Here is a 25,499-nt window from a genome sequence, read left to right on the forward strand (position 1 = left end):
TATCGAGGGGCCGTGGCTCAGGGATGGGTCAGGGTTGCTCCCCGATGCGGTCAGGGGGTCCGGAAGGGCAGTGTTGGTGTCATGAACGACGAACTGACTCGACGTGACGAGATGTCCCTCGCCGGTGCGGCCCTGCGGGGAGCGCCGTGGAGGGCCGCCGCGGTGACCGGTGGCGCGGTCGCGGCCGCCAGTTTCGGCATGGGCGTGCTCCTGCCGGGGAACGCCGACCTGACCTGGGCCCTGTCTCTCGGCATCGGCCTGTTCGCGCTGATCGCGGCGGTCGGCTCGGTCAGCAGGCCCGATCGCGGGGACCGGGTGACCCGGCAGGCCCGCCTCTGGGCCCTGCGCCGCCCCTGGCGGTTCTCCCTCTACCCGGCGCTCGGCGCCGCCGCGCTCATGTATCCCGTCCAGCTCGTCGTCGACGACGAGGGCGTGTTCGGCGCCGCGCTGGACGCGCTGCAGGGCGGTGTCGCGGTCTATCTGATCACCGCCGTCCTGGCCCTGACCCTCAGGGGACGCGGCCAGTCATCCCTGCCCCACGGCCACTGACCGGATCTCCGCCGGCGCCCGAGAGGGCCGGCGGGGACGGCATGTCCTCTCAGGCCCGCTCCACCACCCGCTTGATGCCTTCCAGAGTCCGCCGCATGTTGGCCTCGTTGTGGGCGGCCCTGTCCCGGACACCGGTGACCAGCCCGCCGACGACCCGCATGAAGGGGCCACGGGTGTCCCAGGTGCCCTGCTCCACGTGACAGCCCGTCCTGGTGGGGGTGATGCCGAAGCGCCACAGGGCCACGTCCAGCAGACCGGCGGCGCGGACGTGGTAGGCGAAGACCCTGCCGGGGTCGGCGGCGGTCACCGTGCAGACCGTGGACCAGTGCCGCCGCCCGCGGCTGTTGTGCCCCCGGAACCGGGCACCGGGCCGCGCCTCCCGGATCCGTCCGACCCATTCGGCACTCAGGCACTCGACGTTCCAGGCACTCATGTCGGTGATGTCGGTGACCAGCGCGTAGACCACTGCGGGCGGCGCCGAGACGTGGATGCTCACAGACGCGCTCGGGGGGCTCATGACGGCAGCATCCCCGACATAACATCACTCCGGCAAGAGCTGCCGGGTCCTCTCGTACTCGGCACGGCAGACGCAGAACTCGTTGCCCTCCGGGTCGAGCATGGTCACCCAGCCGACGCCTTCGGAGTCCCGCCGGTCGTCGTGGACCGTGGCGCCGAGCCCGAGCAGGCGTTCGACCTCCTGGTCGCGGGTGGTGCCGTCCGTACCGGTGACGTCCAGATGAATGCGGTTCTTGACCGTCTTGCCCTCCGGAACCCGGATGAACAGCAGATCCAGCTTGCCCTGGAGGAGAATCTCGTCGTCCTCCGGCTTGTCGTCCGGGTGGATCTCCCAGCCGGTGGCGTTGCTCCAGAAAGCCGCCAGCTCGTACGGCTGGGCGCAGTCAATGGTCACGAAGTGAACGTCGATCATGCCTCTACCCAACCGCGACACCACCTAAGGCGTCAAGATGGTTCTTCCTCCGCCGTCAGGGATGCTCAGTGGCCGCCACCGGCGAGGTTGAGGCCGACGACTCCGGCGAGAATGAGGGCGATCGAGACGATCTTGAGAAACGACACGTCGTCGCCGAGGAACAGCATGCCCAGAGACGCGGTGCCGACGGCGCCGATGCCCGTCCAGACGGCGTAGGCCGTACCGACCTCAAGGCTCTTGAGGCCCATGGCGAGGAGGCCGAAGCTGAGGACGGCCGAGACGGCGAACGCGACGCTCGGCAGTGGCACGGAGAACCCGTGGCTCATCTTGAGCGCGTAGGCCATGGCGACCTCGAACAGACCGGCGACGATGATGACGACCCAGGCCATGACGGCTCCTTCCATAAGGAGCGTCGTCTTTTCAGACCGGGTACGGCGCATCTCGTCCGGGAGCCGCCCTCATGGGAGCTCTAGTGGCAGAGCGTAGCAGTGGAAGTGCCCCCAGGGGTCGGCCGGGGCCCGCGCCGCGATCTCGCCGGGGATCCCCCACAGCGCGAGGTCCGCGCGCCACCGCTCGCCCATGAGACCGAGCCTGGAACGGCGAGACCTCCCGCTTCAGCCCCGCGCTCCGGACGGCCCCTCCGTGTCGCCCTGTCGCGCCGGGTGACCACCGGACCGCGACGTCACGCCGGCCGTACGGAGCAGGAGGCCGGCATGCGCCTCGGAACCGGCCGACCAGCGTGAGGACGGAGAGACGAGCGGAGAAGGCGGCGCGGGGTGTCCTACTGGTGCGATGTGACAAACGTCCTATCAGGGCGGTTTTTTTGGGGTTACTGGCGGGTAGCATTGTCGGTAAGGTTACTGGCCAGTATGTAACGAGTCCCGGTTCCCCCGGTTTCAAGGAGCAGACCCCATGGGCCACTACAAGAGCAACATCCGTGACCTGGAGTTCAATCTCTTCGAGGTGTTCGGGCGCCGGGAGATCCTGGGCACAGGACCCTACGCCGACCTCGACGAGGAGACCGTGCGGACCATCCTCGGCGAGGTCAACCGCCTGGCGACGGGCGTGCTGGCCGACTCCTTCGAAGAGGGTGACCGCACGCCCCCGGTCTTCGACCCCGCCACCGGGACGGTGACGATGCCGGAGGGCTTCAAGAAGTCCTTCGCCGCCTACCGTGACGCCGGCTGGACCAACCTCGGCCTGCCCGCCGAGCTGAACGGCCCCGGCCTGCCCAACAGCGTGAACTGGTCACTGGCCGAGATGGTCCTCGGCTCGAACCCGGCGATCTGGATGTACGCCAGCGGCCCGGCCTTCGCCCACGTGATGCACGTGATCGGCACCGAGGACCAGAGGCGCTACGCCGAGCTGGCCATCGAGAACCAGTGGGGCGCCACCATGGTCCTCACCGAGCCCGACGCCGGCTCCGACGTGGGCGCCGGCCGCGCGAAGGCCGTCCAGCAGCCCGACGGCACCTGGCACATCGAGGGCGTCAAGCGCTTCATCACCAGCGCCGAGCACGACATGGCCGAAAACATCTTCCATCTGGTCCTGGCCCGTCCCGAGGGACACGGCGTGGGCACCAAGGGCCTGTCGATGTTCCTGGTCTCGAAGTATCACGCCGACCTCTCGACCGGCGAGCTCGGCGAGCGCAACGGCGTCTACGTCACCAACGTCGAGAAGAAGATGGGCCTGAAGGTCTCCACGACCTGCGAGCTCACCTTCGGCGAGAAGCACCCGGCCGTGGGCACGCTGATCGGTGACGTGCACGAGGGCATCAAGCAGATGTTCATGATCATCGAGCACGCCCGGATGATGGTGGGCACCAAGGCGATCGCCACGCTCTCCACCGGCTACCTCAACGCCCTGGAGTACGCCAAGTCCCGCAAGCAGGGCGCCGACCTCACCCAGATGGCCGACAAGTCGGCCCCGCGCGTGGCCATCACCCGCCACCCGGACGTGCGCCGCGAGCTCATGCTCCAGAAGTCGTACGCCGAGGGCATGCGGGCACTGGTCCTGCTCACCGCCACCTACCAGGACGCGGTGCAGATCGCCGGCTTCGAGGGCCGCCGGGACGAGCACGCCGAGGCGATGAACGACCTGCTGCTCCCCCTGGTCAAGGGCGTCGGCTCCGAGCGCTCCTACGAGTTGCTGGCCCGCTCGCTGCAGACCCTGGGCGGCTCCGGCTACCTGCAGGACTACCCGATCGAGCAGTACATCCGGGACGCCAAGATCGACTCTCTGTACGAGGGCACGACGGCGATCCAGGGCATGGACCTGTTCTTCCGCAAGGTCCTGCGCAACCAGGGCACCGCCCTGGGCTCGCTGTACGGAGACATCAAGGCCTTCGCCGCCTCCGAGGCGGGCAACGGCCGCCTCAAGGAGGAGCGCAAGCTCCTCGACGAGGCCGCCGACGAGGTCAAGGCCATGGCCGACACCCTGGCGGGCTGGGCCATCGGCTCGCTGGAGGCCCCGGAGGAGGTCTACAAGGTCGGCCTCAACACCACCCGGTTCCTGCTCGCCCTGGGCGACGTGGTCATCGGCTGGCTGCTCCTGCGCCAGGCCGAGGTGGCGCTGGCCGCGCTGGGCTCCTCCGACAAGGACAAGGCCTTCTACACCGGCAAGGTCGCGGCGGCCTCGTTCTTCGCCCAGACCATCCTGCCCCGCCTCACCGCCGAGCGTCGCGTGCTGGACGCCACCAACCAGGACCTGATGGAGCTCCCGGAGGAGTCCTTCTAAGTCTGAAGCCGCCTGCTCCCTCGGCAGCCGACACTGAGGGGCGATCCTTCTCCCGAAGGATCGCCCCTCACCCGTTTCCTCCGCCCTTCCGCATGGCCGCGGTTCTCCGTTCGACTGCGCGGCGGTCGGGTGCTCCCAGCGGCGCCACGCAACCGACGGGATCATGGGAGGGATATTGACACGCATGATTAGTTATTCTCATTATGAGATTGTCTCAATCCTAGAAAGTCGTGCGATGGACGAGTCCGAGTTCCTGGCGAGTTATGACCCCCGGGCCTTCCCCCCGGTCGCGGTGACGGTCGACGTGGTGGCGCTGACCATCCGTGAGGGCGCGCTGCACGTGCTGCTGGTCCGGCGGGGCGAGCAGCCCCACGCGGGGCGGTGGGCGCTGCCGGGCGGGTTCATCCGGCCGGCCGAGGACCTGGCGGAGGCCGCGGTGCGGGAACTGGCCGAGGAGACCGGCCTCACCCCACGGGTGCACATCGAGCAGCTCGCCAGCTACGGGGCGCCCGACCGGGATCCTCGGATGCGGATCGTGTCGGTCTCCTATCTGGCCTTCGCCCCCCACCTGCCCGATCCGCGCGCGGGTTCGGACGCGGCGGACGCCGCCTGGCACCGGGCCGACCGGCTGCCGGAGCTGGCGTTCGACCACGGCCGCATCCTCGGCGAAGGGCTGGAGCGGGCACGGGCCAAGCTGGAGTACACCCCGCTGGCCACCACGTTCGTGGGCGAGACGTTCACGATCTCCGAGCTGCGCGGCGTCTACGAGACGGTCTGGAGTGTGCCGCTGCACGCGGGCAACTTCCACCGCAAGATCCTGTCGGTTCCCGGGTTCGTGGAGAGCACCGGAGAGACCACCGAGAGCGGCGGAGCCAGGGGCGGTCCCCGGGCGAAGCTCTACCGGGCCGGGGACGCCCGGCTCCTGCACCCCGCGCTGCTGCGGCCCGCCCGAGAGGAGGAGGTGCGATGAAACACCCCGCCGAACCCGTCACCCGGACTCCGATGACCCATGCGATCCCCACGGTGGGGAGCGTGGCCCGATGACCACCACGGCCGAGGCGATCGCCCTGGTGTCGGCCGCCCGCACGCCGGAGGACCTGTTCGGCGGGGACTCCCCGCACCGGGCCTACCGGCGACTGGCGCGGCTGCTCCACCCCGACCTCGCTCCCGGGCCGGAGGCCGCCGAGGCCTTCGCCAGGCTCGCGGGGCTGTGGGCGGCACGGGACCGGAGCGTCGAGACGGTGATCACCACCAGGCTGGGGACCTACCGGATCGGGAAGGTGTTCCGGCGGGGCGCCACGGCCGTGCTGTACGGCAGCGGCGACGACGCCCTGCTCAAGGTCCCGCACAGCCACGTCGACAACGACCTGATGCGGCGCGAGGCGGAGTCGCTCAGGAAGATCGCGCGGGACGGCGACCCGCTGCTCCTGCCGTACGTGCCCCGGCTGGTGGAGTCGTTCCGGCACCGCTCGGGCGGGGTCGAACGGCAGGCCAACGTGATCAGCCGGGCACCGGACGGGTTCGTGAGCCTGGCGGAGATCGCGCGGCTGCGGCCGGCGCTCGACCCGAGGGACGCGGCGTGGATCTGGCGGCGGCTGCTGGTCGCGATCGGGATGGCCCATCGGGCGGGGGTGGTGCACGGCGCGGTGTTCGGGCAGCACGTGCTGGTCCACCCGATCGACCACGGCCTGCTGCTCGTCGACTGGAGCCAGTCGGTGCCCCTCGGAGCCCCGCTGACCGCCCTGGTGGCCCGGCACCGGCGCGACTACCCGCCCGACGTCCTCGCCAGAAAGCCGGCGACCGAGGCCACCGACATCCACCTCGCCACCCGCTGCGTGGCCGCACTCATGGGCGACCGCGCTCCCGTCCCGATCCGCCGGTTCGTCCGGGGAAGCCTGGCGGGCCCGCCGCGTGACGCCTGGCGGCTCCTCGGCGAGCTCGACGACCTGCTCGACGACCTGTACGGCCCGCGGAAATACCGGCCCCTGCACCTGTGAGCCGCACCGGGCCCTACGTCTCGTCGCGCAGGGAGGCGAGGATGACGGTCCAGCATGGCCTGGTAGCTGGAGAACCGGGCGGCGAATCCCACCTGTCCGGCCACCTGCTCTCTGATGGCGTTCGGCACGCTCTACCGCCACTTTCCAGAAATGTCCGGGCGGGTTGACGCGGCCCATAGTTATTCTCATACTGAGATTGTCTCACCTTAAGAAGAACTCGTGATGGACGGGTCCGGGCTTCCGGGCCTCGCCCCTGATGCCAGGAGACCCCATGGGAAGCGGAATCTGGTCCACCGACGTCTACGCCGCCGCCGCGAACTACCGCGCGGCGAAGGGCACCAGCGCCTTCGCCTACAGCGACAGCGGCGCACGCGCGGTGCACGACGATCTCAACCCGTACGGCGTGGCGGCCCGGGAGAGCCGTGACTCCGCCGAGCACCCCGCCACCGTGGCCGTCGCCGTCCTGTTCGACGTGACCGGCTCGATGGGCGGGGTGCCGCGCACGCTCCAGACGAAGCTGCCCGACCTGCTCGGCCTGCTGCTCCGCAAGGGCTACGCGGCCGACCCGCAGATCCTCTTCGGCGCGATCGGCGACGCGACCTGCGACCGGGCTCCGCTGCAGATCGGGCAGTTCGAGTCCGACAACCGGATGGACGAGGACCTCGGCAAGGTCCTGCTGGAGGGTGGGGGCGGCGGTCAGAAGTCCGAGTCGTACGAGCTGGCGATGTACTTCATGGCCCGGCACACCACGCTCGACTGCTTCGAGAAACGGGGACGCCGAGGCTATCTGTTCATCATCGGCGACGAGCTGCCCTATCCGAAGGTCAAGCGCCGCGAGGTCGGCAAGGTGATCGGCGACGGGCTCGGGAGGGACGTCACGACCAAGGAGATCGTCGCCGAGCTGACCAGAAAATACGACGTCTACTACATCCTTCCCGCCGGAGCGAGCTACGCCGGGGACCGCCAGGTGCTGACCGCCTGGCGCGAACTGCTCGGCCAGAACGTGCTGGAGCTGGACGATCTGGACGCGGTCTGCGAGACGATCGCGCTCACCGTCGGGCTCGGTGAGGACGCCATCAGCCTGGACGAGGGGCTGAGCGACCTCGACGACCTCGGCTCGCCCGCCGGGACCGCCGTGGGCAAGGCCCTGGCCAGGCTGGACCGGGGCACGCTGGTGGTGACCGAGGGACTCGACCTCGGCGGCGACAGCGGCGTGGTCCGGCTGTGAGCGGGCGGACGGGTGCCCGCCGGTGCACGCCCGACACCCACGGACCCGTGCCGGAGGCGAGGGCGTCGCATGCGTGAGCACATGATCGTGGTCGACCTCGGGTACGGCGACGCCGGTAAGGGCACGGTCGTGGACTGGCTCTGCGCCCAGGGGCCCGTCCAGGCGGTGGTCAGGTTCAACGGAGGCGCGCAGGCGGCGCACAACGTCGTCCTGCCCGACGGGCGGCACCACACCTTCGCCCAGTTCGGGTCCGGGACACTCCGGGGCGTCCCGACGCACCTGTCCCGGTTCATGGTGGTGGACCCGCTCGCTCTCGCCTCGGAGGCCACACACCTGGCCGGGCTGGGTGTCCCCGACCCGTTCGGGCTGCTCACCGTGGACCGGGACGCCCTGATCGCCACGCCGTACCACGCGGCGGCGGGGCGGGCGCGGGAGCTGGCGCGGGGTGCGGACCGGCACGGGTCGTGCGGGATGGGCATCGGCGCGACCATGGCCTACGCCCTGGACCATCCGGGCCTCGGGCCGACCGTCGGCGACTGCGAGAACCCGGCGCTGCTCACCCGGAAGCTGTACGCGCTCCGGGAGACGCTGGGGGTGGCCGGACCGCCCGTGGAGGACTGCGTCGCGGCCTACCGGGCGTTCGCCGAGCGGGTGATCCTCGTGGACTCCTCGTTCACGAGGGCCCTGCTGCGGGGGCACCCGGTGGTCTTCGAGGGGGCGCAGGGGGTGCTGCTCGACGAGTGGCACGGTTTCCACCCGTACACGACGTGGAGCACGACGACCTTCGCCAATGCGCTGGCCCTGCTCGACGGGGTGCCGGCCGTACGGCTGGGCGTGCTGCGCACCTTCACCCCCCGGCACGGGCCCGGCCCGCTGGTCACCGAGGACCCGGAGCTGGGAGGGTCCGAGGTCCACAACACGACCGGCCCGTGGCAGGGGTCCTTCCGCGCCGGTCACTTCGACGCGGTGGCCCACCGCTACGCGCTGGCGGTCGCGGGCGGAGCCGATGCGCTCGCACTCACCCACCTGGACGCGCCGGTGTCGCGGATGTGTGTCTCCTACGACATCGGCGAGCTCCCCGTGGGGACGGCGGGCGACCTGGACGGGCAGGACCGGCTGACCCGGCGGGTGCTTCAGGCGCGTCCCCGCTACGCCGACGGCGTCGACGACTGGCCCGCCGCGGTGGCCGACGTGCTCGGTGTCCCGGTATGGCTGGGATCGGCCGGCCCCACCGCCGCGGACAAGGCCCGCCTGAGTGGCGCGATCACCCTTGAGAGGGTGTAACCGACAACGTACGCTCTTTTTACCTGGTCATTACTTGCGTCCGGAGGTCTTGATGGGTGTCGGGGTCAGCATCTTCTTTCTCACGCTCGGCGCCATCCTCCGGTTCGCCATCGAACCTGACGTGCTGGGCGGGGATGTGCACATCGACGTCATCGGGGTGATCTTCATGATCGTCGGTGCTGCCGGGATCGTGTTGAGTGTCGCGCTGGCGCCCAAGCGCGGGTTGACCTCTGAGGATCGCCTGATGCACCGGGAGAACCACCCGCCGGAGGTCTAGCAGACGTACTGCACGGCCGCGCGTGAGGCCAGGATCGGCTTGATGTGCTCGGCGATCACGGCCTGGTGGATCGGATGGTCGCGGTAGACCCCGTAGGCGTCGACGTCGTCGAAGTCCGCGACGACCGCGAAGTCATGGTTTCCCGGATTCACCCCCGCGTCGGCGCCGACGGTGTAGGCGCGGATCTCAGCGATGACCTCCGGCAGTTTGAGGAGCTCGGTCGCGACCGTGGCCCGCTGCTCGGCGGTGGCCTCTTCTGCCCAGGTGAAAAGCACGACATGCCGGAACATGATCTTCCCTTCGTTCGAGTTCCCCGTCAGCGTACGGCCACGCCCGCAACGTCGAAACGGCGGGGACTAAACACCATTTAGTATGGGTAGAACCTTGTGCCCCAAAATGAGGGGATATGTGTAATTTATTTCTTATTTATACAGCTATGCGGCGCTTTGCCAAAGTATAAGTGCTTTGCGGTGTCTTGATCGCTTCACCTCCGGCAGTCTGTGAATTGTCCAGAAATCAATGAGGACGGATCCGTCTTCGCGTGAAACCCGGAGGATCGCATGAATACCAAGACTGCTGCCTCGTTCATCGCGAGCATGATGGGCGCGGGGCTTCTCGCCGGAGCGCTCGCCGCAGGTCCCGCACAGGCATCGGTCACCGTGGCCTCGCCCCCGGCCGTCCAGACCGCCACCACGGCCACGGGGTTCCTCACCGGCTGCGGCGGTTGCTGGAGACGGCGCTGCTGCTGTCGCTGTCAGCGCTGCTGCCGGTGCGGCGGCGGCTGCGGTTGGGGCGGCGACTGGGGCGGCGACTGGTGGTGATCAGGGGGCGGGCGGTCCGCCCGTTCTGAAAGCACGCACAGCCGGGGCAAGGGTGCCTTTCTTACCCGGCCGGCCCGGGGAGACAACCCCGGGCCGGAAACCCGGAAACGTTTTCCGCCGGCCGTACCCACGGGGCGAGCCAGACGGATCCATTCGCCTCCGCGGCGGACCCGCTCCTTTCCGGGAGCGGGCCCGCCGCGTTTTCACGTCGTCCGGCACATGACGCATGAAGACGCCAGAGGGGACCGCGTTCGACGTCCGGCGCATGGCACGTGATGCGTATCGGGAACTCAACCGCCGTCCGGCGCGTGCGGCGCATCGGGAGTTCGACCGCCCGGCACGCGACGCACGTCAAGAACCCGGCCGGCCCTCGGGAACGCGGGTCCGGGACCCGCCCTCAGACCGGACGCGCTGTCGCGTCGCGGCGGTGGGAGAGCCTGATCCTCGTCCGGGCGGGATCCCTGACGGGTTCGAGAACGATCGTGCGGGCCGTCTCGGGGATGAGACGGAGATCATGGGTGATCAGGATGGTCGTACGGCCGGACATGAGCCGCCCGAGAGGTTCCATGATCCGCGCCGCGGTGGGCGAGTCCAGTCCGGTCATCGGCTCGTCGAGGACGAGCACGGGGGCGTCGCGCAGGATCGCACGGGCGATGGCGATCCGCTGGCGCTGTCCCCCGGACACGAGCCGGCCACGTTGCCCGAGGGGGGTGTCGTATCCCCGGGGAAGCGTGCCGATGAAGTCGTGCACGTCCGCCATGACGGCGGCCCGGACGATGTCGTCCATGCCTGCGCCCGGACGGCCGTAGGCGATGTTGTCGCGCACGGTCCCGGAGAAGAGCAGGTTCTCCTGCTGGAGGATGGTGATGTTGTCACGGAGCGACCGGCGTTCCAGCTCGCGGATGTCCACTCCGTCGAGCAGGATGCGTCCGGCGGTGGGGTCGTAGAACCGCAGCAGGAGCTTGGTGATGGTGGACTTGCCCGCGCCGCTGGGCCCGGTACACACGATCAGCTCGCCCGGTCCGGCGCTGAAGGACAGATCCCGCAGCGTGGGGCCGGTCCTGTCCGGATAGGTGAAGCCGACGTCCTCGAAGTCGATCCGGCCACCGCTCCGCGCCGTCAGGGGGGCCGCCACGTCACGGTCGGTGATGGTGGGCCGGGTCCGCAGGATCTCGATGACACGGTCGGAGCCGGCCGCCGCCTCGGAGACGGTGAGCGCGAGCTGCCCGAGACTCTGCACCGCCGGATAGAGGTAGGCGAGGTAGGCGGCGAAGGCGAGCAGCCCGCCGATGGTGAGACGCCCGGCCGCGATCTCCCATGCGCCGAATCCGATGATGACGAGCATGCAGACGGTCTCGACGACCTGGACGACCGGGCCGTACAGGGCGGACAGCCCGGCCTGGCGGACGTTGGCCCGCAGCCAGGTGCGGCCCTCGCCGTGCAGGCGCCGGGCCTCGGCCTCCTGACGGTTGTAGGCCTGGACGAGGGACTGGTTGGCCAGGCTCTCCTCGATGACGCTGTTCATGGTGCCGTTGCTGAGCCGCGCGCGTGCGGCGGCGTCTCTGAACCTCGACGCGAACACCTTGGAGACGATCAGGAAGGCCGGAACCATCGCGAACGTCACCAGTGCCAGATCCCACCGGATGTAGAAGGCCGCTCCGGCGAAGAAGACCACGCTGGCGGCCGTCGTGAAGAGACGCACCAGGCCGGAGCCGACCAGTTCCTCGATGGCCTCGATGTCGTCGGTGAGCCTGGCCATCAGGTCACCCAGCCGGCGGTTGTCGAAGAAGTCCGGGGCGAGCGTCTGGATATGGGAGAACACCCTGTCCCGCAGCCGCAGCAGGAAGCGTTCACCGCCCAGGGACGTGGCATAGGAACCGGTGAAGGAGGCCAGGCCCGCGGCGACCGCCAGTCCGAGCCAGGCGGACGCGGGCCCCCAGAACGCCCCGAGGTTCCCGCGGCTGAGGACCTCGTCCGTGATGAGCCCGAACAGCCCGATCGCGGCGACCTCGCAGAGAGCCGCCACGATCGCCAGCACGACGCCGGCCACGAACAGCCTGCGCATGCCACGGGTGGAGGGCCAGAACCTCCGGAGGGCCTCCCGGAGGGCGACCGCCGGTGCGACAGGGGGCGGGGAGTCCACCACCGGTCCGGCTCCGCTGAGCGAGGGCGAAGGCGAAGGCGGCGGTGAAAACGAGAACCGGCGGAGTGACCGCCGGTTCTCGTTCGATTCTTCTACCACCACCAGCGCCGCCGCCGCCGCCTGCATCCGCATCCGCCCCATTCAAGAGGGGCACGGTTCGTCGGGAAGATCATGTTCAGTCTCATGGATTATCTCCTTTGGGCCGACTTTCGTGCGGTTACCAATATCGACCATATCATCCATATCGACACAAATCGCTAAATTCGGAATCCGTTAAAGACGCTTTAACGGATCATTCCGATAACCCGCGGAATCGAAAACAGCGCGTTTCTCTTGATTGCACCATGGAACCCCAACAGGAGCCCTATCTGCGGAGATGCCCCCAAAGCCCGCCCCAGCGCAATCCCACGAGAAGACCGGAATGGCCAACGAGACGGCAACCGGCACGTGCGAGACTCCTCCCTCCGGGAGGGTGCATAAATTTTCCATAAAAACCATAGAGACGGCGGGCCGGCAAACGCCGAGTAAATCACGTTGACATGTCTGGGTATGAGGAAACACCGCGAGCCCGCTCCCTCGGGAGCGGGCTCGCGTTCTCTCGCCGTCAGTTCCAGGCGAGCATGCGCAGCGGGTCTTCCAGCATGGCGCCGACGTCGCGCAGGAAAAGCGAGCCGAGCTCCCCGTCCACGACCCGGTGGTCGAAGGAGAGCGCCAGCGTGCACACCCTGCGGGGCACGATCTGTCCGTCCACCACCCATGGCATGTCCCTGACCTGGCCGAAGGCCAGGATCGCCGACTCGCCCTGGTTGAGGATCGGCGTGCCCGCGTCCACTCCGAACACGCCCACATTCGTGATCGTGATCGTGCCCCCGGCCATCTCGGCGGGCTGGGTACGGCCGGCCCTGGCGGTCTCGGCGAGGGCGCCGAGGGCCTTGGCCAGGTCCGGGAGGGAGAGGGCGTGGGCATCTTTGACATTGGGGACGAGCAGGCCACGCGGGGTCGCCGCCGCGATGCCCAGGTTCACGTAGTGCTTGACCACGATCTCCTGCGTGACCTCGTCCCACATCGAGTTGATCATCGGATGGCGCCGGGCGGCGACGAGCACCGCCTTCGCCACCAGGAGCAGCGGCGAGACCTTGACCTCGGCGAAGTCGGGGAGCTGCCGTAGGCGGACGACCGCGTCCATGGTCGCGGTCACGTCCACCTGGAGGAACTCGGTGACGTGCGGCGCGGTGAACGCGGAGGCCACCATCGCCTGCGCGGTCGCCTTCCGCACGCCCTTGACGGGGATCCGCTCCTCATGTGCCGGTACGGCTTGCACCACGGCGGGAGAGGAGACCGTCCCGACCGCCGCGTGGACGTCGTCCCGGGTGATCGAGCCCTGCGGGCCGGTCCCGGTGAGTTCCGTGAGGTCCACCCCGAGGTCCTTGGCCAGCTTCCGCACGGGAGGTTTGGCCAGTGCCGCCCCCCGCGCCGGACGCACGGCGGTGACCGGCTCGCTCCCCCGGGAGGGCGGCGGAGCGTCTTCCCCGACGGAGCCCCCGGCCCCGGCAGCCTCCCGGACGGACCGCGGGACGGTGGACGGGTCGGACGGCGCGGCGGGCGCCTGAAGGGCCGACGCCTTGCGGGGACGGCGCTTGGCGGTGCCCATCTTGACGCCGTAGCCCACCAGAACAGGCTGGCGTTCCTCCTTGGGGACCGCCGGGACCATGTCGTCGGCCAGGGCCTCCACGCGGTCGGGCACAGGCGCGGCGGCCGGGGCGGGAGCGGTGCCGTCGTCGACGGAGATGATCGGCCGGCCGACGTCCACGGTCTCGCCCTCGTCGGCCATCAGGGCCGCCACCACTCCGTCGAACGGGCAGGGCAGCTCGACGACGGCCTTCGCCGTCTCGATCTCCACGATGATCTGGTTGACCTTGACCGGGTCGCCGACCTTCACGTGCCAGCGGACGATCTCGGCCTCGGTCAGGCCCTCGCCCACGTCGGGGAGCTCGAACTCCTTCATCGTTCCTCTCCCTCTCAGAACCTGAACGCGCGGTCGACGGCGTCGAGGACCCGGTCCAGATCGGGCAGGTAGTAATCCTCCAGTCTGGAGGGCGGGTAGGGCGTGGACGGCCCGCCGACGCGCAGCACCGGGGCCTCCAGGTTGTAGAAACACTTCTCGGTGACCCGGGCGGCCACCTCGGCGCCGAAGCCGTTGTAGACCGGCGCCTCGTGCACCACGACGCAGCGCCCGGTCCTGCGGACCGACTCGGTGACCCGGGCGACGTCCAGCGGGTTGAGCGAGCGCAGGTCCACGACCTCCAGGGACCGGCCGTCCTCCTCGGCCGCCGCCGCGGCCTCCAGGCAGATCTTCACCATCGGCCCGTAGGCGATCAGGGTGAGGTCCGTGCCGGGCCGTACGATCTGGGCACGGTCGAAGGGCGTCCAGCCGGCGGAGTCCGCGGAGGTGTCCACCTCGGCCTTCTCCCAGTAGCGGCGCTTGGGCTCGAAGAAGACGACGGGGTCGTCGCAGCGGATCGCCTGCTGGATCATCGTGTAGGCGTCGACCGGGTTGGAACACGCCACGACCCGCAGGCCGCCGGTGTGCGTGAAGTAGGCCTCGGGCGACTCGCTGTGGTGCTCCACGGCGCCGATGCCACCGCCGCACGGGATCCGCACCACGACCGGCAGCTTCAGCTTCCCCAGCGACCGCAGCGGCATCTTGGCCAGCTGGGTGATGATCTGGTCGGCGGCGGGGAAGACGAACCCGTCGAACTGGATCTCGCATACCGGGCGGTATCCCCGGAGCGCGAGGCCGATCGCCGTGCCGATGATGCCCGACTCGGCCAGCGGGGTGTCGATGACCCGTTGCTCGCCGAAGTCCTTCTGCAGCCCGTCGGTGACGCGGAACACGCCACCGAGCTTGCCCACGTCCTCGCCCATGATGAGGACCTTGGGGTCGTCCTCCATGGCCTTGCGCATGCCCTCGTTGAGCGCCTTCGCCAGCGTGAGAGTCGTCATCCCTCGAAACCCTCCAGGTAGGTGGCGAACTCGGCGCGCTCTGAATCCATCAGCCCGTGCGGCTCCGCGTAGACATGGTCGAAGATGGCCAGCGGCTCGGGGTCGGGCAGTGCGAGACAGCGCTTGCGGACGTCCCCGCCGAGTTCGTCGGCCTCGGCGTCGATCGCGTCGAAGAAGTCCTGGTCGGCGATCTGGTTCTTGAACATGTAGGCGCGTACCCGCTCGATCGGGTCCTTGAGCTTCCACGCCTCGAGTTCGCCCGCCACCCGGTAACGGGTCGGGTCGTCGGCGGTGGTGTGCGCGCCCATCCGGTAGGTGAAGGCCTCGATCAGCATCGGGCCCTGCCCGGACCTGGCGTCGGCCAGCGCCTTACGGGTGACCGCGAGGCAGGCGAAGACGTCGTTGCCGTCGACCCGGACGCCGGGGAAGCCGAACCCGCTCGCCCGGCGGTACAGCGGGATGCGGGACTGCTTCTCCAACGGCTCGGAGATGGCCCACTGGTTGTTCTGGCAGAAGAAGACCACGGGCGCGTTGAACACCGATGCCCAGATGAACGACTCGTTCACGTCTCCCTGGGAGGTCGCGCCGTCACCGAAGTAGACGATCGTGGCGGCCTCGGCGCTGTCGCGCTGGACGCCCATGGCGTAGCCGACCGCGTGCAGGGTCTGGCTGCCGATCACGATCGTGTACAGGTGGAAGTTGTGCTCGGCCGGGTCCCAGCCGCCGTGGTTGACGCCGCGGAACATGCCGAGCAGGTTCACCGGGTCCACGCCCCGGCACCAGGCCACACCGTGCTCGCGGTAGGTCGGGAAGGCCATGTCGGCCTCGGTCAGCGCCCGGCCCGAGCCGATCTGCGCGGCCTCCTGGCCGAGCAGGGAGGCCCAGATGCCCAGCTCGCCCTGGCGTTGCAGGGCCACGGCCTCCAGATCGACGCGGCGGACCAGGACGAGGTCCCGGTAGAGCCCGCGGATCTCCTCGGGCGTCAGATCGATGTCGTAATCGGGATGCTCGACCCGTTCCCCTTCGGGGGTAAGCAACTGGACGAGCTCCGAAGGTGCTTCCGCACCATGAGGGGCCTCGGCTGTCACGTGCCGCTCCTGTGTGCTCGGGGCCGCCCGGATGGGTTCGCCATCCGTGTCCGGCCGATCAGCGACGCATCCGATCCGTTTGGTGGTGGTTCGTATGCTTTTGAGGACATCGTGGCAGAGGTCACACACCTGTGCGCAAGACCTGGCCCGGCATCCATACGCTCCTCGTTCCCGCTGAACCCCTCTTTACCCTCGCACGTGGGGTGTCCGGACCCGGCGACGAACTGCCGGAGAAGCCCGTTACGCTTGAGACGCCGAACGTCCCCGCTGCAACCAGGAGGAACACCGTGGCGCGCGTCATCGTCGACGTCATGCTGAAGCCCGAGATTCTCGACGCGCAGGGCCAGGCGATCGCCCGCGCGCTCCCTCGGCTCGGCTTCTCCGGTGTCTCAGCGGTACGGCAGGGCAAGCGGTTCGAGGTGGAGATCGAGGGTCCCGCCGACGAGGCCGCGCTTTCGGACGTCCGGAAGATGGCCGAAACCCTGCTGGCCAACACCGTGATCGAGGACTACACGGTGACTGTGGAGTCGTAGACCGTCACATATCACGCAGGAAATTTCCTTACGTCGGGCTAAATGCCACTCCGGATGTGCCGGAATCCCACAGCTTGACCAACACTAAATAACATCAAGGTTATTTTGCGGTTAGCCCGGATTCTGCGGGGAAACCTTGACAGGGTGACGTCTGGCCCGGGAGGGATCCGGTGGATATCGAGTTCGCGTTGGCTCTGCCGAGGGAGGCCATCGGCATTCCGATGGTCCGCAGGGCGTTGGGCGACTCTTTACGGTCGCTCGGCGTCACCGAGGACTGCGTGTCCGACATCCTGCTCGCGGTCACCGAGGCGTGTGCCAACGCGGTGCGCCACGGCGGCCCCGCCAACCGCTACGAGGTCGAGGCGGCGATCGGCAACGGCCGCTGCGACGTCCGCATCATCGACAACGGCCACGGCCTCATGAGGGTGCCTGAGCAGTATCCCCCGGCGGACACCGAGAACGGCCGGGGCATCCTCATCATGCAGGCCGTGGTGGACGAGATCAGCTTCGACATCGCGCCCGGCCGGGGCACCACCGTGCACCTGCGCAAGCACCTCGACTGGGACGACGACGCCGCCTTCCTCCGCCGCCCGATGCTCGCCGCCGTGTGACCCTCTCCCCGCCGCCGCCACCGCTTGGTCCCGTCTCCCCCCGGGTCCCCTCGGCCTGACCGGCACTGTGCGATCCTCCAACTCACCGACCGGTTCCGCCGGGGTGAGCTGTGCGTTCCGAAGGCTCCGCGTGTCACCTCCCGTCCGGGAGCGGATAGCCTGGGCACACCGCCGCAGACCGTCGTCCGATGTGTGAGACGGCGGCGCGGTGCTCGTTTGTGGAGGGGAACGCTGTCATGAGTGCTGCCCGCGTGGGCGTCGTCACTTTTCCCGGAACTCTTGACGATCAGGACGCGGCCCGCGCCGTGCGGCACGCGGGCGGCGAAGCCGTCCCGCTGTGGCACGCGGATCCCGATCTCAAAAGTGTGGACGCGGTCTTCCTGCCAGGCGGGTTCTCCTACGGGGACTACCTGCGGTGCGGGGCGATCTCCAGGTTCGCCCCTCTGATGGAGGAGCTGATCCCCGCCGCCAGGGCCGGGCTCCCCGTTCTGGGCACCTGCAACGGCTTCCAGATCCTCTGTGAGGCCCACCTGCTGCCCGGGGCGCTGATGCGCAACGCCGGGCTGCACTATGTCTGCCGTGACCAGGGCATCCGGGTGGAGAACACCGCCACCCCGTGGACGTCGGACTTCACCGAGGGCCAGGAGATCGTCCTGCCGGTCAAGCACGGCGAGGGCCGCTACGTCGCCGACGAGGCGACCCTGAGCGCGCTCGAGGCGGGTGGCCAGGTCGTCTTCCGCTATGCCGGAGGCAACCCCAACGGCTCCCTGAACGACATCGCGGGGATCCGCAACGAGGCGGGGAACATCGTCGGCCTCATGCCGCACCCCGAGCACGCGGTCGAGGACCTCACCGGCGCTCCGAGCACGGACGGCCGCGGATTCTTCTCCTCCATCCTGAAGAAGCTGGTGAACCTGTGAGCGAGCGACCCGGCAAGGGCCCCATGAACCTGGACACCGTCAAGCGGGCCGAGGACACCCCCGACGAGCGTCAGCCGTACGTCGAGCTGGGGATGAAGACCGAGGAGTACGACCGGGTCCGCGAGATCCTCGGTCGTCGGCCCACGGGCTCCGAGCTGGCCATCTACAGCGTCATGTGGAGCGAGCACTGCTCCTACAAGTCCTCCAAGGTGCACCTGCGCCAGTTCGGCACCAAGGCCCCCGCCTCCGAGGCCCTGCTCGTCGGCATGGGCGAGAACGCCGGTGTCGTCGACATCGGCGACGGCTGGGCCGCCACCTTCAAGATCGAGTCACACAACCACCCGTCCTACGTGGAGCCGCACCAGGGTGCGGCGACGGGTGTCGGCGGCATCGTCCGCGACATCATGTCGATGGGCGCCCGGCCGATCGCGGTGATGGACGCGCTGCGGTTCGGCGCGGCCGACGCCCACGACACCCGGCGGGTGCTGCCCGGTGTGGTCGAGGGCATCAGCCACTACGGCAACTGCCTGGGCCTGCCCAACATCGGCGGCGAGGTCGTCTTCGACCCCTGCTACATCGGCAACCCGCTGGTCAACGCGCTCTGCGTGGGCCTGCTCCGCAAGGACCAGATCAAGCTGGCGACCGCCCCCGGACCGGGCAACAAGGTCGTGCTGTTCGGCGCGCTGACCGGCCCCGACGGCATCGGCGGCGCGTCCGTCCTGGCCTCGGCCACGTTCGAGGACGAGTCGCAGGCCAAGCGCCCCAGCGTCCAGGTGGGCGACCCGTTCATGGAGAAGCTGCTGATCGAGTGCTGCCTGGAGCTGTACCAGGCGGACGTCGTCGTCGGCATCCAGGATCTCGGCGCGGCCGGTGTCTCCTGCGCGACCACCGAGCTCGCGGCCAAGGGCACCGGCGGCATGGACGTCAGGCTGGAGGAGGTCCCGCTGCGCGACCCGTCGCTGCGGCCCGAAGAGATCCTGATGAGCGAGTCGCAGGAACGCATGATGGCCGTCGTCACGCCCGACGACATCGATGCCTTCATGGCGATCTGCGCCAAGTGGGACATCCCGGCGACCGTGATCGGCGAGGTCACCGACTCCGGCCGCCTGGTGATGACCTGGTACGGCGAGACCATCGTGGACATCCCGCCGGGCACCGCGGCCGACGACGGCCCGGTCTACGAGCGGCCGTTCCACGAGCCGGCCGGTCAGGCCGCGCTCAACGCCGACGACCCCGCGCGGCTGGCCCGCCCCGACGACCTGAGGGCGACGCTGCTGGAGCTCCTCGGCTCGCCGAACCTGGCGTCCAAGGAGTGGGTGACCTCCCAGTACGACCGCTATGTCCGGGGTAACACCGTGCTGGCCCAGCCCGCCGACGCCGGTGTGCTGCGCATCAGCGAGGTCATGCCGGGCGCCGAGGAGACGACCCGGGGCATCGCGCTGTCGACGGACGGCAACGGCCGCTACGCCCGGCTCGACCCGTACGCCGGCGCGCAGCTCGCGCTGGCCGAGGCCTACCGCAACGTGGCGGTGACCGGCTCCCGGCCGCTCGCGGTGACCAACTGCCTCAACTTCGGCTCTCCCGAGGACCCCGAGGTCATGTGGCAGTTCGCCGAGGCCACGCGCGGCCTGGCCGACGCCTGCAAAATCCTGGGCGTGCCGGTCACCGGCGGCAACGTCTCCTTCTACAACCAGACGGGATCCACCCCGATCCACCCGACCCCGGTCGTGGGCGTGCTGGGCGTGATCGACGACGTGGCCACGCGGGTGCGGAGTGGCTTCACCGGCCCGGATGAGAAGATCGTCCTGCTCGGCGCGACGGAGGAGGAGTTCGGCGGCTCCGAGTGGGCCCACGTGGCCCACGGTCACCTCGGCGGCCTGCCGCCCCAGGCCAACCTGGAGGCCGAGCGCGCGCTGGGGACCGTCCTGGCCGAGGCGGCTTCCCAGGGCCTGCTGACCGGCTCCCACGACCTGTCCGACGGCGGCCTGGGGATCGCCCTGGCCGAGGCCTGCCTCGCCCGGGGAGTCGGCTGCACGGTCTCCCTGACGGGTGACGACGCGTTCGTCGACCTGTTCAGCGAGTCGCCGGCCCGCGCGCTGGTGACCGTGGCACCGGAGAGCTTCGAGGCCTTCGCCGAGCTCTGCGCCGCCCACGAGGTCCCCTGCTACGGCCTGGGCACCACCGGTGGCACCTCGCTGACCGTCGGAGGCGTCCTGGACGTCCCGGTCACCGAGCTCCGCCAGACCCACGCGTCCACCCTGCCGGGCATCTTCGGCTGATCTCACACACCCGCCCGGATCTCCGGGACCACGGACACCGTGTACGGGATTCTGCGCACGTCCAACCGGAAGACGGCGGTCAGTGCGGCACACGCGCTGGCCGTCATGGCCGTCATGGTCGTCATGGCGGCCAGCGCGCACTTCGTCCCGGCGAGCGTCACGGTCATGCCCAACCACGCCGGCCCGGTGCGCATGGTGCCACCCATCGCGCTCTCCCGCATGTCCCCCGTCGCCGTGGACCAGCTCATGAACGGTTTCCGCACCACCTATGCCGTCCTGTGCGCCATCGCCCTCTGCGGGACCGTTTCCGCGGTGCCGGCCCGCCCGCGCCGCATCCCGGCGGCGGGCGATTCCCAAGCAGGCGCGACACGTGAGCCCTTCCTCCCGCCGGAACACCCCAAGGGCCTCGGACCGGCACACATGCTCGTGGACCGTGACCCGGAGGACGGCGAGTAATAAATTGGAATTAGTGAGATATTAATCACGGAATGGGCGTAAATGGCGGCGTGGCGGAGAATTAATGAAACCACCCGCCAAACAGAAGCTTTTCCGGGGGAATTTCCATGCAAAGTCAGCGAATACCGGTTTTCCTTACCTTATCGATACTTATGCCCGTTCTGACCACCTCTTTCGGCGCCGGGGCCTGCGCTGACAGCGGTCCCGCGTCCATCTGGACGCGGCCGATCGGCAATGGTGCGGGCAGAGGGGCGGACGACTCTTCATCGTCCACCAAGGCGTCATTCCGAGTGCTCCCCGCGCCGGCGCCGACCTACTACCCGCCGATCGGACCCGGCTTCGGGGACATCGAGGCCGGCGTCGGGGACGATCTCCTCGATGACATCGAGGCCGGCGTCGACGCCGACATCAAGGGCATCGATGCCGGCGTCGGGGCCGGCCTTGGGGACACCGAACCCGCCGACCCCGATTCCGAATTTCCCCGATCCAGGCACCACCCCGGATCCGGGAGCGCCGACTCCGAAGGCTCCGAACCCGTGGACTTCGGGAACATCGGTCCCGGCCCCGTGGGCCCCGCGCCGACCGGGGGCCCCAGCCTGCCGTTCACCGGGATCGACGGCCACCGCCTGGCGATCCAGGCACTGGCGGGAGCGGGGGCCGTACTGGTCGGCACCTGCCTGATCCTGCTGTCCGCCTCGCGCCGTCGCCGTCGAGGGAGGCCCTGACCTCTTCCCGCCGATCGTAGGTGAGATCCCCTTGGGCCCAGCCCCCTGGACGGCCACCCTGCCGGGACTCGGCCTCATGACGGCGAGTCACCGGGACCAGATGGACACCGCCGGACGGGCATGGGTCACGGATGCGCGGCGCCTGCTCGCGCGTGGCCTCCGGCGGCGCGGAGATCAGCCCGTACGGAGGCGGGCCGCCATGGTCTCGATGCCGGTCATCAGGATGTCGACGCCGAAGGTGTCGTAGAGCTCGGTCGTGCCGCCGTCGATGAGAGGGCCCGCCATCTCCACGATGTGCGGGTAGACGTCCGGCGGCAGCGACTGGAGGGTGGCGCGCTTGACGCGCAGACACTCGGCCCTCTCCTCGCTTGACGCGCTCGGACGGCGGCTCATCGGACCGGCGGCCAGGGCGATCGCGCCCTGGAGCAGATATTTGGAGATCAGGCAGTTCTCCTCGTAGGAGAACCCCGCCTGCTTGGCCAGGCCGAGCGCGGTGTCCCACACCCGCAGGAAGTTCGGCACGGTCATGTGGTCCACCTCCTCCAGCACGGCCGCCGCGCACGGGTAGTGGCGCAGCACCCTGACCAGACCGGTGACGAGTTCGCGGAGCTGCTCCTGCCACGGCCTGGCGTGATCCTCGGCGATCACGAACCCCTCGATCAGGTGGTCCGCCATACCGATGAGCAGCTGCTCCTTGTTCTTGAAGTGCCAGTACAGCGCCATCGGGGTGACCCCCAGCTCCTGAGCGAGTCGCCGGATGGTCACCGCCTGGAGTCCTTCGGCCGAGCCGATCTCCAGCGCCTGCTCGACGACGGCCTCACGCGTCAGTTTTCCCATCACGCTTGACAACTATACGCCGTACACGGTCCACTCTACATCGTACATGTACGAGGTACATGTACGACGTAGAGGAGCGGAAGTGACGGACAACCGCAAGTGGTGGGCTTTGGGAGCGATCTCGCTGGCCACCTTCATGACCTATCTGGACAACAACGTGGTCAACGTCGCGCTACCGACGATCCAGCGGGACCTCGGGTTGAGCATCTCGGGCCTGGAATGGATCGTGAGCGGTTACATCCTGGTCTTCGCCGGGCTGATGCTGACCGGCGGGCGCCTGGCGGACGTCTTCGGCCGGCGGCGGATCTTCATGATCGGGCTCGGTGTGTTCACCGCGGCGTCGTTCGCCGCCGGACTGGCCACGGACGGCACGGGCCTGATCGCCGCCCGGGCGCTCCAGGGCGTCGGCGCCGCGTTCCTCGCGCCCACCGCGCTCGCCCTGCTCACCTCGATCTTCCCCGACACCCGGGAGCGGGCGACGGCGGTCGGACTGTGGAGCGCGGTCGGCGCGCTGGCCCTGGCCCTCGGCCCACTGACCGGCGGGTTCATCAGCGAGCGGTGGCACTGGGGGTGGATCTACCTGATCAACGTGCCGATCGGGATCGTGACCCTCGGGCTCGGCCTGTGGGCGATCCGGGTGGCCCCGCAGGACCGCGTACGGCACAGCCTGGACGTTCCCGGCCTGGTGACGTCGGGCCTGGCGCTGTCCGCGCTGACCTACGGGCTCATCGAGGGCGACGGGGCCGGGTGGACCTCAGCGGAGATCCTGGTCGCGTTCGGCCTGGCGGCGGGGTTCGCGGCGGTGTTCGCGGTGATCGAGACCAGGAGCCACGAGCCGATGATCGACCTGTCGCTGTTCCGGTCCCGGGTGTTCAGCGGGGGCCTGCTGTCGATGGGGCTGTGGTCGTTCGGGGTCTTCGGGATCTACTTCTTCACCGCGCTGTACCTGCAGAACGCGCTGGGCTTCTCGCCGATGGAGGCCGGGCTCTCGTTCGTGCCGATGGCGCTGGTGATGGCCGTGACCGCGGCCGTCGCCCAGCGGATCAGCCGGGTCCTGGGAACCGCGCGGACCGTGGCCGCCGGGCTCCTGCTGATGGCCGTGGCGGTGTTCGGCATCTCCTTCATCGGACAGGACGGCTCGTTCGGTGACCTGCTGCCCTGGTTCCTGGCCTACGGGCTGGGCGGCGGGATGCTCGTGCCCCTCACCACGGCCATCCTGAACACGCTCCCCGCCGGCCGGACCGGGGTGGCCTCGGGTGTGCTGAACATCTCACGGGAGATCTTCGGTCTGCTCGGGGTCACCGTCCTCGGGGCGATCCTCAACGGCAGGCAGAGCTCGATCCTCCAGGGCGGCGCCGAGCCGCTGACGGCCTTCCTGGAGGCCTACCGGTTCACCCTGGTCATCGCCGCGGTCATCGTGCTGGTGGGCGTGCCGGTCAGCCTCTTCTCCCTGCGCTCCCCCACGGCCCCGCGGGATCCCGGCGGCGCGGAGACCACCGGCGAGCGCCTCGCCGTACCGGCGGCATGAAAGGGCGGGGAGACGCCGGTCGCACCTGTCTCGGCGAGGCCGGCGCCCGCCCCGTGCCTGTTCCGGAGGCAGGCACCCGCCGGTGACCCTCCGCCGCGGCCGGGAGGGGACCTCCGAAGGGGCATGATGAAGGCGTGCCACCTCACAAGCCTGATCCCGCCAAGGTCCGCGCCGCGTTGGACGCCCAGTTGAGCGCCCTCGACGAACCGTCCTACGACGGGCCCGGAGACCTTGCGGCCCTGCTGGCGGCGTGCGTGCCGGTGGTGCTGCGGGTCTACGAGCGGCAGATCCGGCCTGAGCGGGAGATCGCGCGCTTCGCCGTACGGCACCTGCTGGACCGGCTGGCGGCGGCGGCTCCCGGACGGACCGTCGAGGTGCGGGTCCCCCCGTATGCCGCGGTGCAGTGTGTGGAAGGTCCCCGGCACACGCGGGGCACCCCGCCGAACGTGGTGGAGACCGACGCCCGGACCTGGCTGGAGCTGGCCACCGGCCGGCTGGTGTGGGCCGAGGCGGTGGCGACGGGAAAGGTCACCGCGAGCGGTGCCCGGGCCGACCTGTCGGACCATCTGCCCGTCCTGTAGACGCGGCGTCCCGTGGACGAGGCATCCGCCGGTTGCGCGGACGCCCGCCCGTGACCCGATGGCCACGGGCGCCTTCCCGTGCTGTCAGGGGTTGCTCTGGATCTGCACGCCCAACCTCTGCTCGATGCAGCGCTGCTGAAGCTCGGCCGGCAGACCGGCGCAGTCGCCGATCCTGCTGTAGAGCCAGCTCAGCAACACCGCGGCGATGATCAGAGTCAGGGCGCTCAGCACGATGCCCACCCAGGCCCGGCCACGGTTGGAGTTCTTGACGACCGCGACGATGCCGACGATCAGCCCTGCTATGGCCGTCAGCACGCCGAGGCCGCACACGACGAGCAGGAAGAGGCTCACGATGCCGAGTACGAGCGCGGTGGTGCCGAGACCTCCCCCCTGCCTGCGCGACCAGTCGCTCCCCGGCGGCGGCGGGTACGGTGTGCCGCCCGGATAGCCCGGATAGGGCGGCGGCTGCCCCTGGTACGGCTGGCCCGACGGATAGGCCAGGTTGCCCTGTGGCGGATAGGGCGGGCCGCCTGGCGACGCCGCATAGGGCGGTGGCTGCTGGGACGGGCCAGCCGGCGCGCCCGCGGGCGCGCCACTGGGGGGAACGGACCCGTAGGGACCGTAGGGACTCGTCCCGGGAGGGTTCCCGGTGGAGAAGTCGTCACCCGCGGGCCCCCGATGGGCGCCCGGGGCGGGCCCGCCGTACGGGCCGCCCGGTGGTGCCGGCGTGTCCGAGGCACTCTCCCAGCCCGGGTAGGCGGGCGGAGGGGCGCCGGGGATCGGATAGGGGGGCGGGGAGGCGTCCGTGCCGTCCCGGGCCGTACCGCCCTGATCCGCCCCGCCCGAACCCGTACCGCCCGGATCGGCCTGGACCGGCCGGGGAACCTCCGGCGCGGTCGGCACATCAGGGTGTGCCGGAACCGACGGCCCCTGCGGTGTGGAGATCGGCGGCCACTCCGAGGGCTCACCCGGCCG

26 protein-coding genes and 1 riboswitch are annotated in these 25,499 nt (G+C 69.6%); of the genes, 16 read left to right on the top strand and 10 right to left on the bottom strand.

The annotated features are described in order from the left end of the window. The first annotated feature begins 81 nt into the window (after positions 1-81). Entirely contained in the window at positions 82-549 is a 468-nt protein-coding gene (locus FHR32_RS11645; RefSeq protein WP_184754327.1) for a hypothetical protein, read from the top strand. Positions 550-598: 49 nt separating this feature from the next. Here FHR32_RS11645 and FHR32_RS11650 read toward each other — a convergent pair whose 3' ends face one another. The 3 genes from FHR32_RS11650 to FHR32_RS11660 form a co-directional block, all read right to left on the bottom strand. Next, on the bottom strand, positions 599-1,066 hold the full coding sequence (locus tag FHR32_RS11650; RefSeq protein WP_184754328.1) for an SRPBCC family protein: 468 nt from the start codon (positions 1,064-1,066) through the stop codon (positions 599-601). Between the two features lie 24 nt (positions 1,067-1,090). Next, positions 1,091-1,477 (bottom strand): VOC family protein, encoded by a 387-nt coding sequence (locus tag FHR32_RS11655; protein ID WP_184754329.1) that lies wholly within the window; start codon positions 1,475-1,477, stop codon positions 1,091-1,093. A gap of 65 nt (positions 1,478-1,542) precedes the next feature. Continuing rightward, a complete protein-coding gene (locus FHR32_RS11660) occupies positions 1,543-1,866 on the bottom strand; it encodes a DMT family transporter (protein ID WP_184754330.1) in 324 nt (107 codons plus the stop codon). Positions 1,867-1,883: 17 nt separating this feature from the next. Further along, positions 1,884-1,950: riboswitch (guanidine-III (ykkC-III) riboswitch) on the bottom strand. A 439-nt stretch (positions 1,951-2,389) separates the two neighbouring features. Here FHR32_RS11660 and FHR32_RS11665 point away from each other — a divergent pair. The 6 genes from FHR32_RS11665 to FHR32_RS11690 all read left to right on the top strand — a co-directional run bounded on the left by FHR32_RS11665 (position 2,390) and on the right by FHR32_RS11690 (position 8,999). After that, positions 2,390-4,213 (top strand): acyl-CoA dehydrogenase, encoded by a 1,824-nt coding sequence (locus FHR32_RS11665; RefSeq protein ID WP_184754331.1) that lies wholly within the window; start codon positions 2,390-2,392, stop codon positions 4,211-4,213. Positions 4,214-4,448: 235 nt separating this feature from the next. Beyond that, positions 4,449-5,183, top strand: a complete 735-nt coding sequence (locus tag FHR32_RS11670) for an NUDIX hydrolase (protein ID WP_184754332.1) — start codon at positions 4,449-4,451, stop codon at positions 5,181-5,183. A gap of 70 nt (positions 5,184-5,253) precedes the next feature. After that, positions 5,254-6,210, top strand: a complete 957-nt coding sequence (locus tag FHR32_RS11675) for a lipopolysaccharide kinase InaA family protein (protein ID WP_184754333.1) — start codon at positions 5,254-5,256, stop codon at positions 6,208-6,210. A gap of 271 nt (positions 6,211-6,481) precedes the next feature. Next, positions 6,482-7,438: a hypothetical protein gene (locus tag FHR32_RS11680; RefSeq protein WP_184754334.1), complete on the top strand. Its 957-nt coding sequence runs from the start codon at positions 6,482-6,484 to the stop codon at positions 7,436-7,438. Positions 7,439-7,507: 69 nt separating this feature from the next. Beyond that, the gene (locus FHR32_RS11685; RefSeq protein WP_184754335.1) at positions 7,508-8,722 is read left to right on the top strand and encodes an adenylosuccinate synthetase; all 1,215 of its coding nucleotides are present in this window, start codon (positions 7,508-7,510) and stop codon (positions 8,720-8,722) included. A 52-nt stretch (positions 8,723-8,774) separates the two neighbouring features. Further along, the gene (locus tag FHR32_RS11690; RefSeq protein WP_184754336.1) at positions 8,775-8,999 is read left to right on the top strand and encodes a DUF6458 family protein; all 225 of its coding nucleotides are present in this window, start codon (positions 8,775-8,777) and stop codon (positions 8,997-8,999) included. Here the strand turns inward: FHR32_RS11690 and FHR32_RS11695 are convergent. Further along, positions 8,996-9,289 (bottom strand): Dabb family protein, encoded by a 294-nt coding sequence (locus FHR32_RS11695; protein WP_184754337.1) that lies wholly within the window; start codon positions 9,287-9,289, stop codon positions 8,996-8,998. The two genes, FHR32_RS11690 and FHR32_RS11695, sit on opposite strands and share 4 nt — an antisense overlap. Positions 9,290-9,559: 270 nt before the next feature. Here FHR32_RS11695 and FHR32_RS11700 point away from each other — a divergent pair, with 270 nt between their 5' ends. Beyond that, entirely contained in the window at positions 9,560-9,820 is a 261-nt protein-coding gene (locus FHR32_RS11700; RefSeq protein WP_184754338.1) for a hypothetical protein, read from the top strand. Between the two features lie 397 nt (positions 9,821-10,217). Here FHR32_RS11700 and FHR32_RS11705 read toward each other — a convergent pair whose 3' ends face one another. From FHR32_RS11705 to pdhA, 4 genes are all read right to left on the bottom strand, one after another. Next, positions 10,218-11,885 carry an ABC transporter ATP-binding protein gene (locus FHR32_RS11705; RefSeq protein WP_246466107.1) on the bottom strand — a complete coding sequence of 556 codons (1,668 nt, stop codon included), beginning with the start codon at positions 11,883-11,885 and terminating at the stop codon, positions 10,218-10,220. Positions 11,886-12,567: 682 nt separating this feature from the next. Next, complete coding sequence (locus FHR32_RS11710) at positions 12,568-13,968, bottom strand: dihydrolipoamide acetyltransferase family protein (RefSeq protein ID WP_184754340.1); 1,401 nt, start codon at positions 13,966-13,968, stop codon at positions 12,568-12,570. A gap of 14 nt (positions 13,969-13,982) precedes the next feature. After that, positions 13,983-14,966: an alpha-ketoacid dehydrogenase subunit beta gene (locus FHR32_RS11715; protein ID WP_184754341.1), complete on the bottom strand. Its 984-nt coding sequence runs from the start codon at positions 14,964-14,966 to the stop codon at positions 13,983-13,985. Further along, on the bottom strand, positions 14,963-16,054 hold the full coding sequence (pdhA, locus tag FHR32_RS11720) for a pyruvate dehydrogenase (acetyl-transferring) E1 component subunit alpha (RefSeq protein WP_184754342.1): 1,092 nt from the start codon (positions 16,052-16,054) through the stop codon (positions 14,963-14,965). The genes FHR32_RS11715 and pdhA overlap by 4 nt, the downstream gene beginning before the upstream one ends. Before the next feature lie 287 nt (positions 16,055-16,341). On the opposite strand from pdhA, the gene purS reads away from it, so the two are divergent. From purS to FHR32_RS11750, 6 genes are all read left to right on the top strand, one after another. Next, a complete protein-coding gene (purS, locus tag FHR32_RS11725) occupies positions 16,342-16,587 on the top strand; it encodes a phosphoribosylformylglycinamidine synthase subunit PurS (protein WP_184754343.1) in 246 nt (81 codons plus the stop codon). Positions 16,588-16,757: 170 nt separating this feature from the next. Beyond that, positions 16,758-17,198 (top strand): ATP-binding protein, encoded by a 441-nt coding sequence (locus FHR32_RS11730; protein ID WP_184754344.1) that lies wholly within the window; start codon positions 16,758-16,760, stop codon positions 17,196-17,198. A gap of 236 nt (positions 17,199-17,434) precedes the next feature. Beyond that, entirely contained in the window at positions 17,435-18,118 is a 684-nt protein-coding gene (gene purQ / locus FHR32_RS11735) for a phosphoribosylformylglycinamidine synthase subunit PurQ (protein WP_184754345.1), read from the top strand. A gap of 23 nt (positions 18,119-18,141) precedes the next feature. After that, complete coding sequence (purL, locus tag FHR32_RS11740) at positions 18,142-20,397, top strand: phosphoribosylformylglycinamidine synthase subunit PurL (protein ID WP_184756487.1); 2,256 nt, start codon at positions 18,142-18,144, stop codon at positions 20,395-20,397. Positions 20,398-20,436: 39 nt separating this feature from the next. Beyond that, positions 20,437-20,853, top strand: a complete 417-nt coding sequence (locus tag FHR32_RS11745; protein WP_184756677.1) for a hypothetical protein — start codon at positions 20,437-20,439, stop codon at positions 20,851-20,853. A gap of 290 nt (positions 20,854-21,143) precedes the next feature. Beyond that, a complete protein-coding gene (locus FHR32_RS11750) occupies positions 21,144-21,578 on the top strand; it encodes a hypothetical protein (RefSeq protein ID WP_184754346.1) in 435 nt (144 codons plus the stop codon). A 174-nt stretch (positions 21,579-21,752) separates the two neighbouring features. Here FHR32_RS11750 and FHR32_RS11755 read toward each other — a convergent pair whose 3' ends face one another. Beyond that, positions 21,753-22,415, bottom strand: a complete 663-nt coding sequence (locus FHR32_RS11755; protein ID WP_246466822.1) for a TetR/AcrR family transcriptional regulator — start codon at positions 22,413-22,415, stop codon at positions 21,753-21,755. An 82-nt stretch (positions 22,416-22,497) separates the two neighbouring features. On the opposite strand from FHR32_RS11755, the gene FHR32_RS11760 reads away from it, so the two are divergent. Then, positions 22,498-23,943 (top strand): MFS transporter, encoded by a 1,446-nt coding sequence (locus FHR32_RS11760; protein WP_184754348.1) that lies wholly within the window; start codon positions 22,498-22,500, stop codon positions 23,941-23,943. 134 nt (positions 23,944-24,077) lie between these two features. Next, positions 24,078-24,524, top strand: coding sequence for a sterol carrier family protein (locus tag FHR32_RS11765; RefSeq protein ID WP_184754349.1), 447 nt, complete (start codon positions 24,078-24,080; stop codon positions 24,522-24,524). Positions 24,525-24,608: 84 nt separating this feature from the next. Here the strand turns inward: FHR32_RS11765 and FHR32_RS11770 are convergent, their stop codons facing one another. Beyond that, the gene (locus tag FHR32_RS11770) at positions 24,609-25,427 is read right to left on the bottom strand and encodes a DUF4190 domain-containing protein (RefSeq protein ID WP_184754350.1); all 819 of its coding nucleotides are present in this window, start codon (positions 25,425-25,427) and stop codon (positions 24,609-24,611) included. Positions 25,428-25,499: the final 72 nt, after the last annotated feature.

Origin of the sequence: Streptosporangium album (genome assembly GCF_014203795.1) — a bacterium.
Taxonomy (GTDB): domain Bacteria; phylum Actinomycetota; class Actinomycetes; order Streptosporangiales; family Streptosporangiaceae; genus Streptosporangium; species Streptosporangium album.

What these genes read in the sequence shown, in the direction of transcription:
- FHR32_RS11645 (WP_184754327.1), top strand. Translation starts at nt 82, where the DNA reads ATGAACGACGAACTGACTCGACGTGACGAGATGTCCCTCGCCGGTGCG.
- FHR32_RS11650 (WP_184754328.1), bottom strand. Translation starts at nt 1,066, where the DNA reads ATGAGCCCCCCGAGCGCGTCTGTGAGCATCCACGTCTCGGCGCCGCCC.
- FHR32_RS11655 (WP_184754329.1), bottom strand. Translation starts at nt 1,477, where the DNA reads ATGATCGACGTTCACTTCGTGACCATTGACTGCGCCCAGCCGTACGAG.
- FHR32_RS11660 (WP_184754330.1), bottom strand. Translation starts at nt 1,866, where the DNA reads ATGGCCTGGGTCGTCATCATCGTCGCCGGTCTGTTCGAGGTCGCCATG.
- FHR32_RS11665 (WP_184754331.1), top strand. Translation starts at nt 2,390, where the DNA reads ATGGGCCACTACAAGAGCAACATCCGTGACCTGGAGTTCAATCTCTTC.
- FHR32_RS11670 (WP_184754332.1), top strand. Translation starts at nt 4,449, where the DNA reads ATGGACGAGTCCGAGTTCCTGGCGAGTTATGACCCCCGGGCCTTCCCC.
- FHR32_RS11675 (WP_184754333.1), top strand. Translation starts at nt 5,254, where the DNA reads ATGACCACCACGGCCGAGGCGATCGCCCTGGTGTCGGCCGCCCGCACG.
- FHR32_RS11680 (WP_184754334.1), top strand. Translation starts at nt 6,482, where the DNA reads ATGGGAAGCGGAATCTGGTCCACCGACGTCTACGCCGCCGCCGCGAAC.
- FHR32_RS11685 (WP_184754335.1), top strand. Translation starts at nt 7,508, where the DNA reads ATGCGTGAGCACATGATCGTGGTCGACCTCGGGTACGGCGACGCCGGT.
- FHR32_RS11690 (WP_184754336.1), top strand. Translation starts at nt 8,775, where the DNA reads ATGGGTGTCGGGGTCAGCATCTTCTTTCTCACGCTCGGCGCCATCCTC.
- FHR32_RS11695 (WP_184754337.1), bottom strand. Translation starts at nt 9,289, where the DNA reads ATGTTCCGGCATGTCGTGCTTTTCACCTGGGCAGAAGAGGCCACCGCC.
- FHR32_RS11700 (WP_184754338.1), top strand. Translation starts at nt 9,560, where the DNA reads ATGAATACCAAGACTGCTGCCTCGTTCATCGCGAGCATGATGGGCGCG.
- FHR32_RS11705 (WP_246466107.1), bottom strand. Translation starts at nt 11,885, where the DNA reads ATGCGCAGGCTGTTCGTGGCCGGCGTCGTGCTGGCGATCGTGGCGGCT.
- FHR32_RS11710 (WP_184754340.1), bottom strand. Translation starts at nt 13,968, where the DNA reads ATGAAGGAGTTCGAGCTCCCCGACGTGGGCGAGGGCCTGACCGAGGCC.
- FHR32_RS11715 (WP_184754341.1), bottom strand. Translation starts at nt 14,966, where the DNA reads ATGACGACTCTCACGCTGGCGAAGGCGCTCAACGAGGGCATGCGCAAG.
- purQ (WP_184754345.1), top strand. Translation starts at nt 17,435, where the DNA reads ATGAGTGCTGCCCGCGTGGGCGTCGTCACTTTTCCCGGAACTCTTGAC.
- purL (WP_184756487.1), top strand. Translation starts at nt 18,142, where the DNA reads ATGAACCTGGACACCGTCAAGCGGGCCGAGGACACCCCCGACGAGCGT.
- FHR32_RS11755 (WP_246466822.1), bottom strand. Translation starts at nt 22,415, where the DNA reads ATGGGAAAACTGACGCGTGAGGCCGTCGTCGAGCAGGCGCTGGAGATC.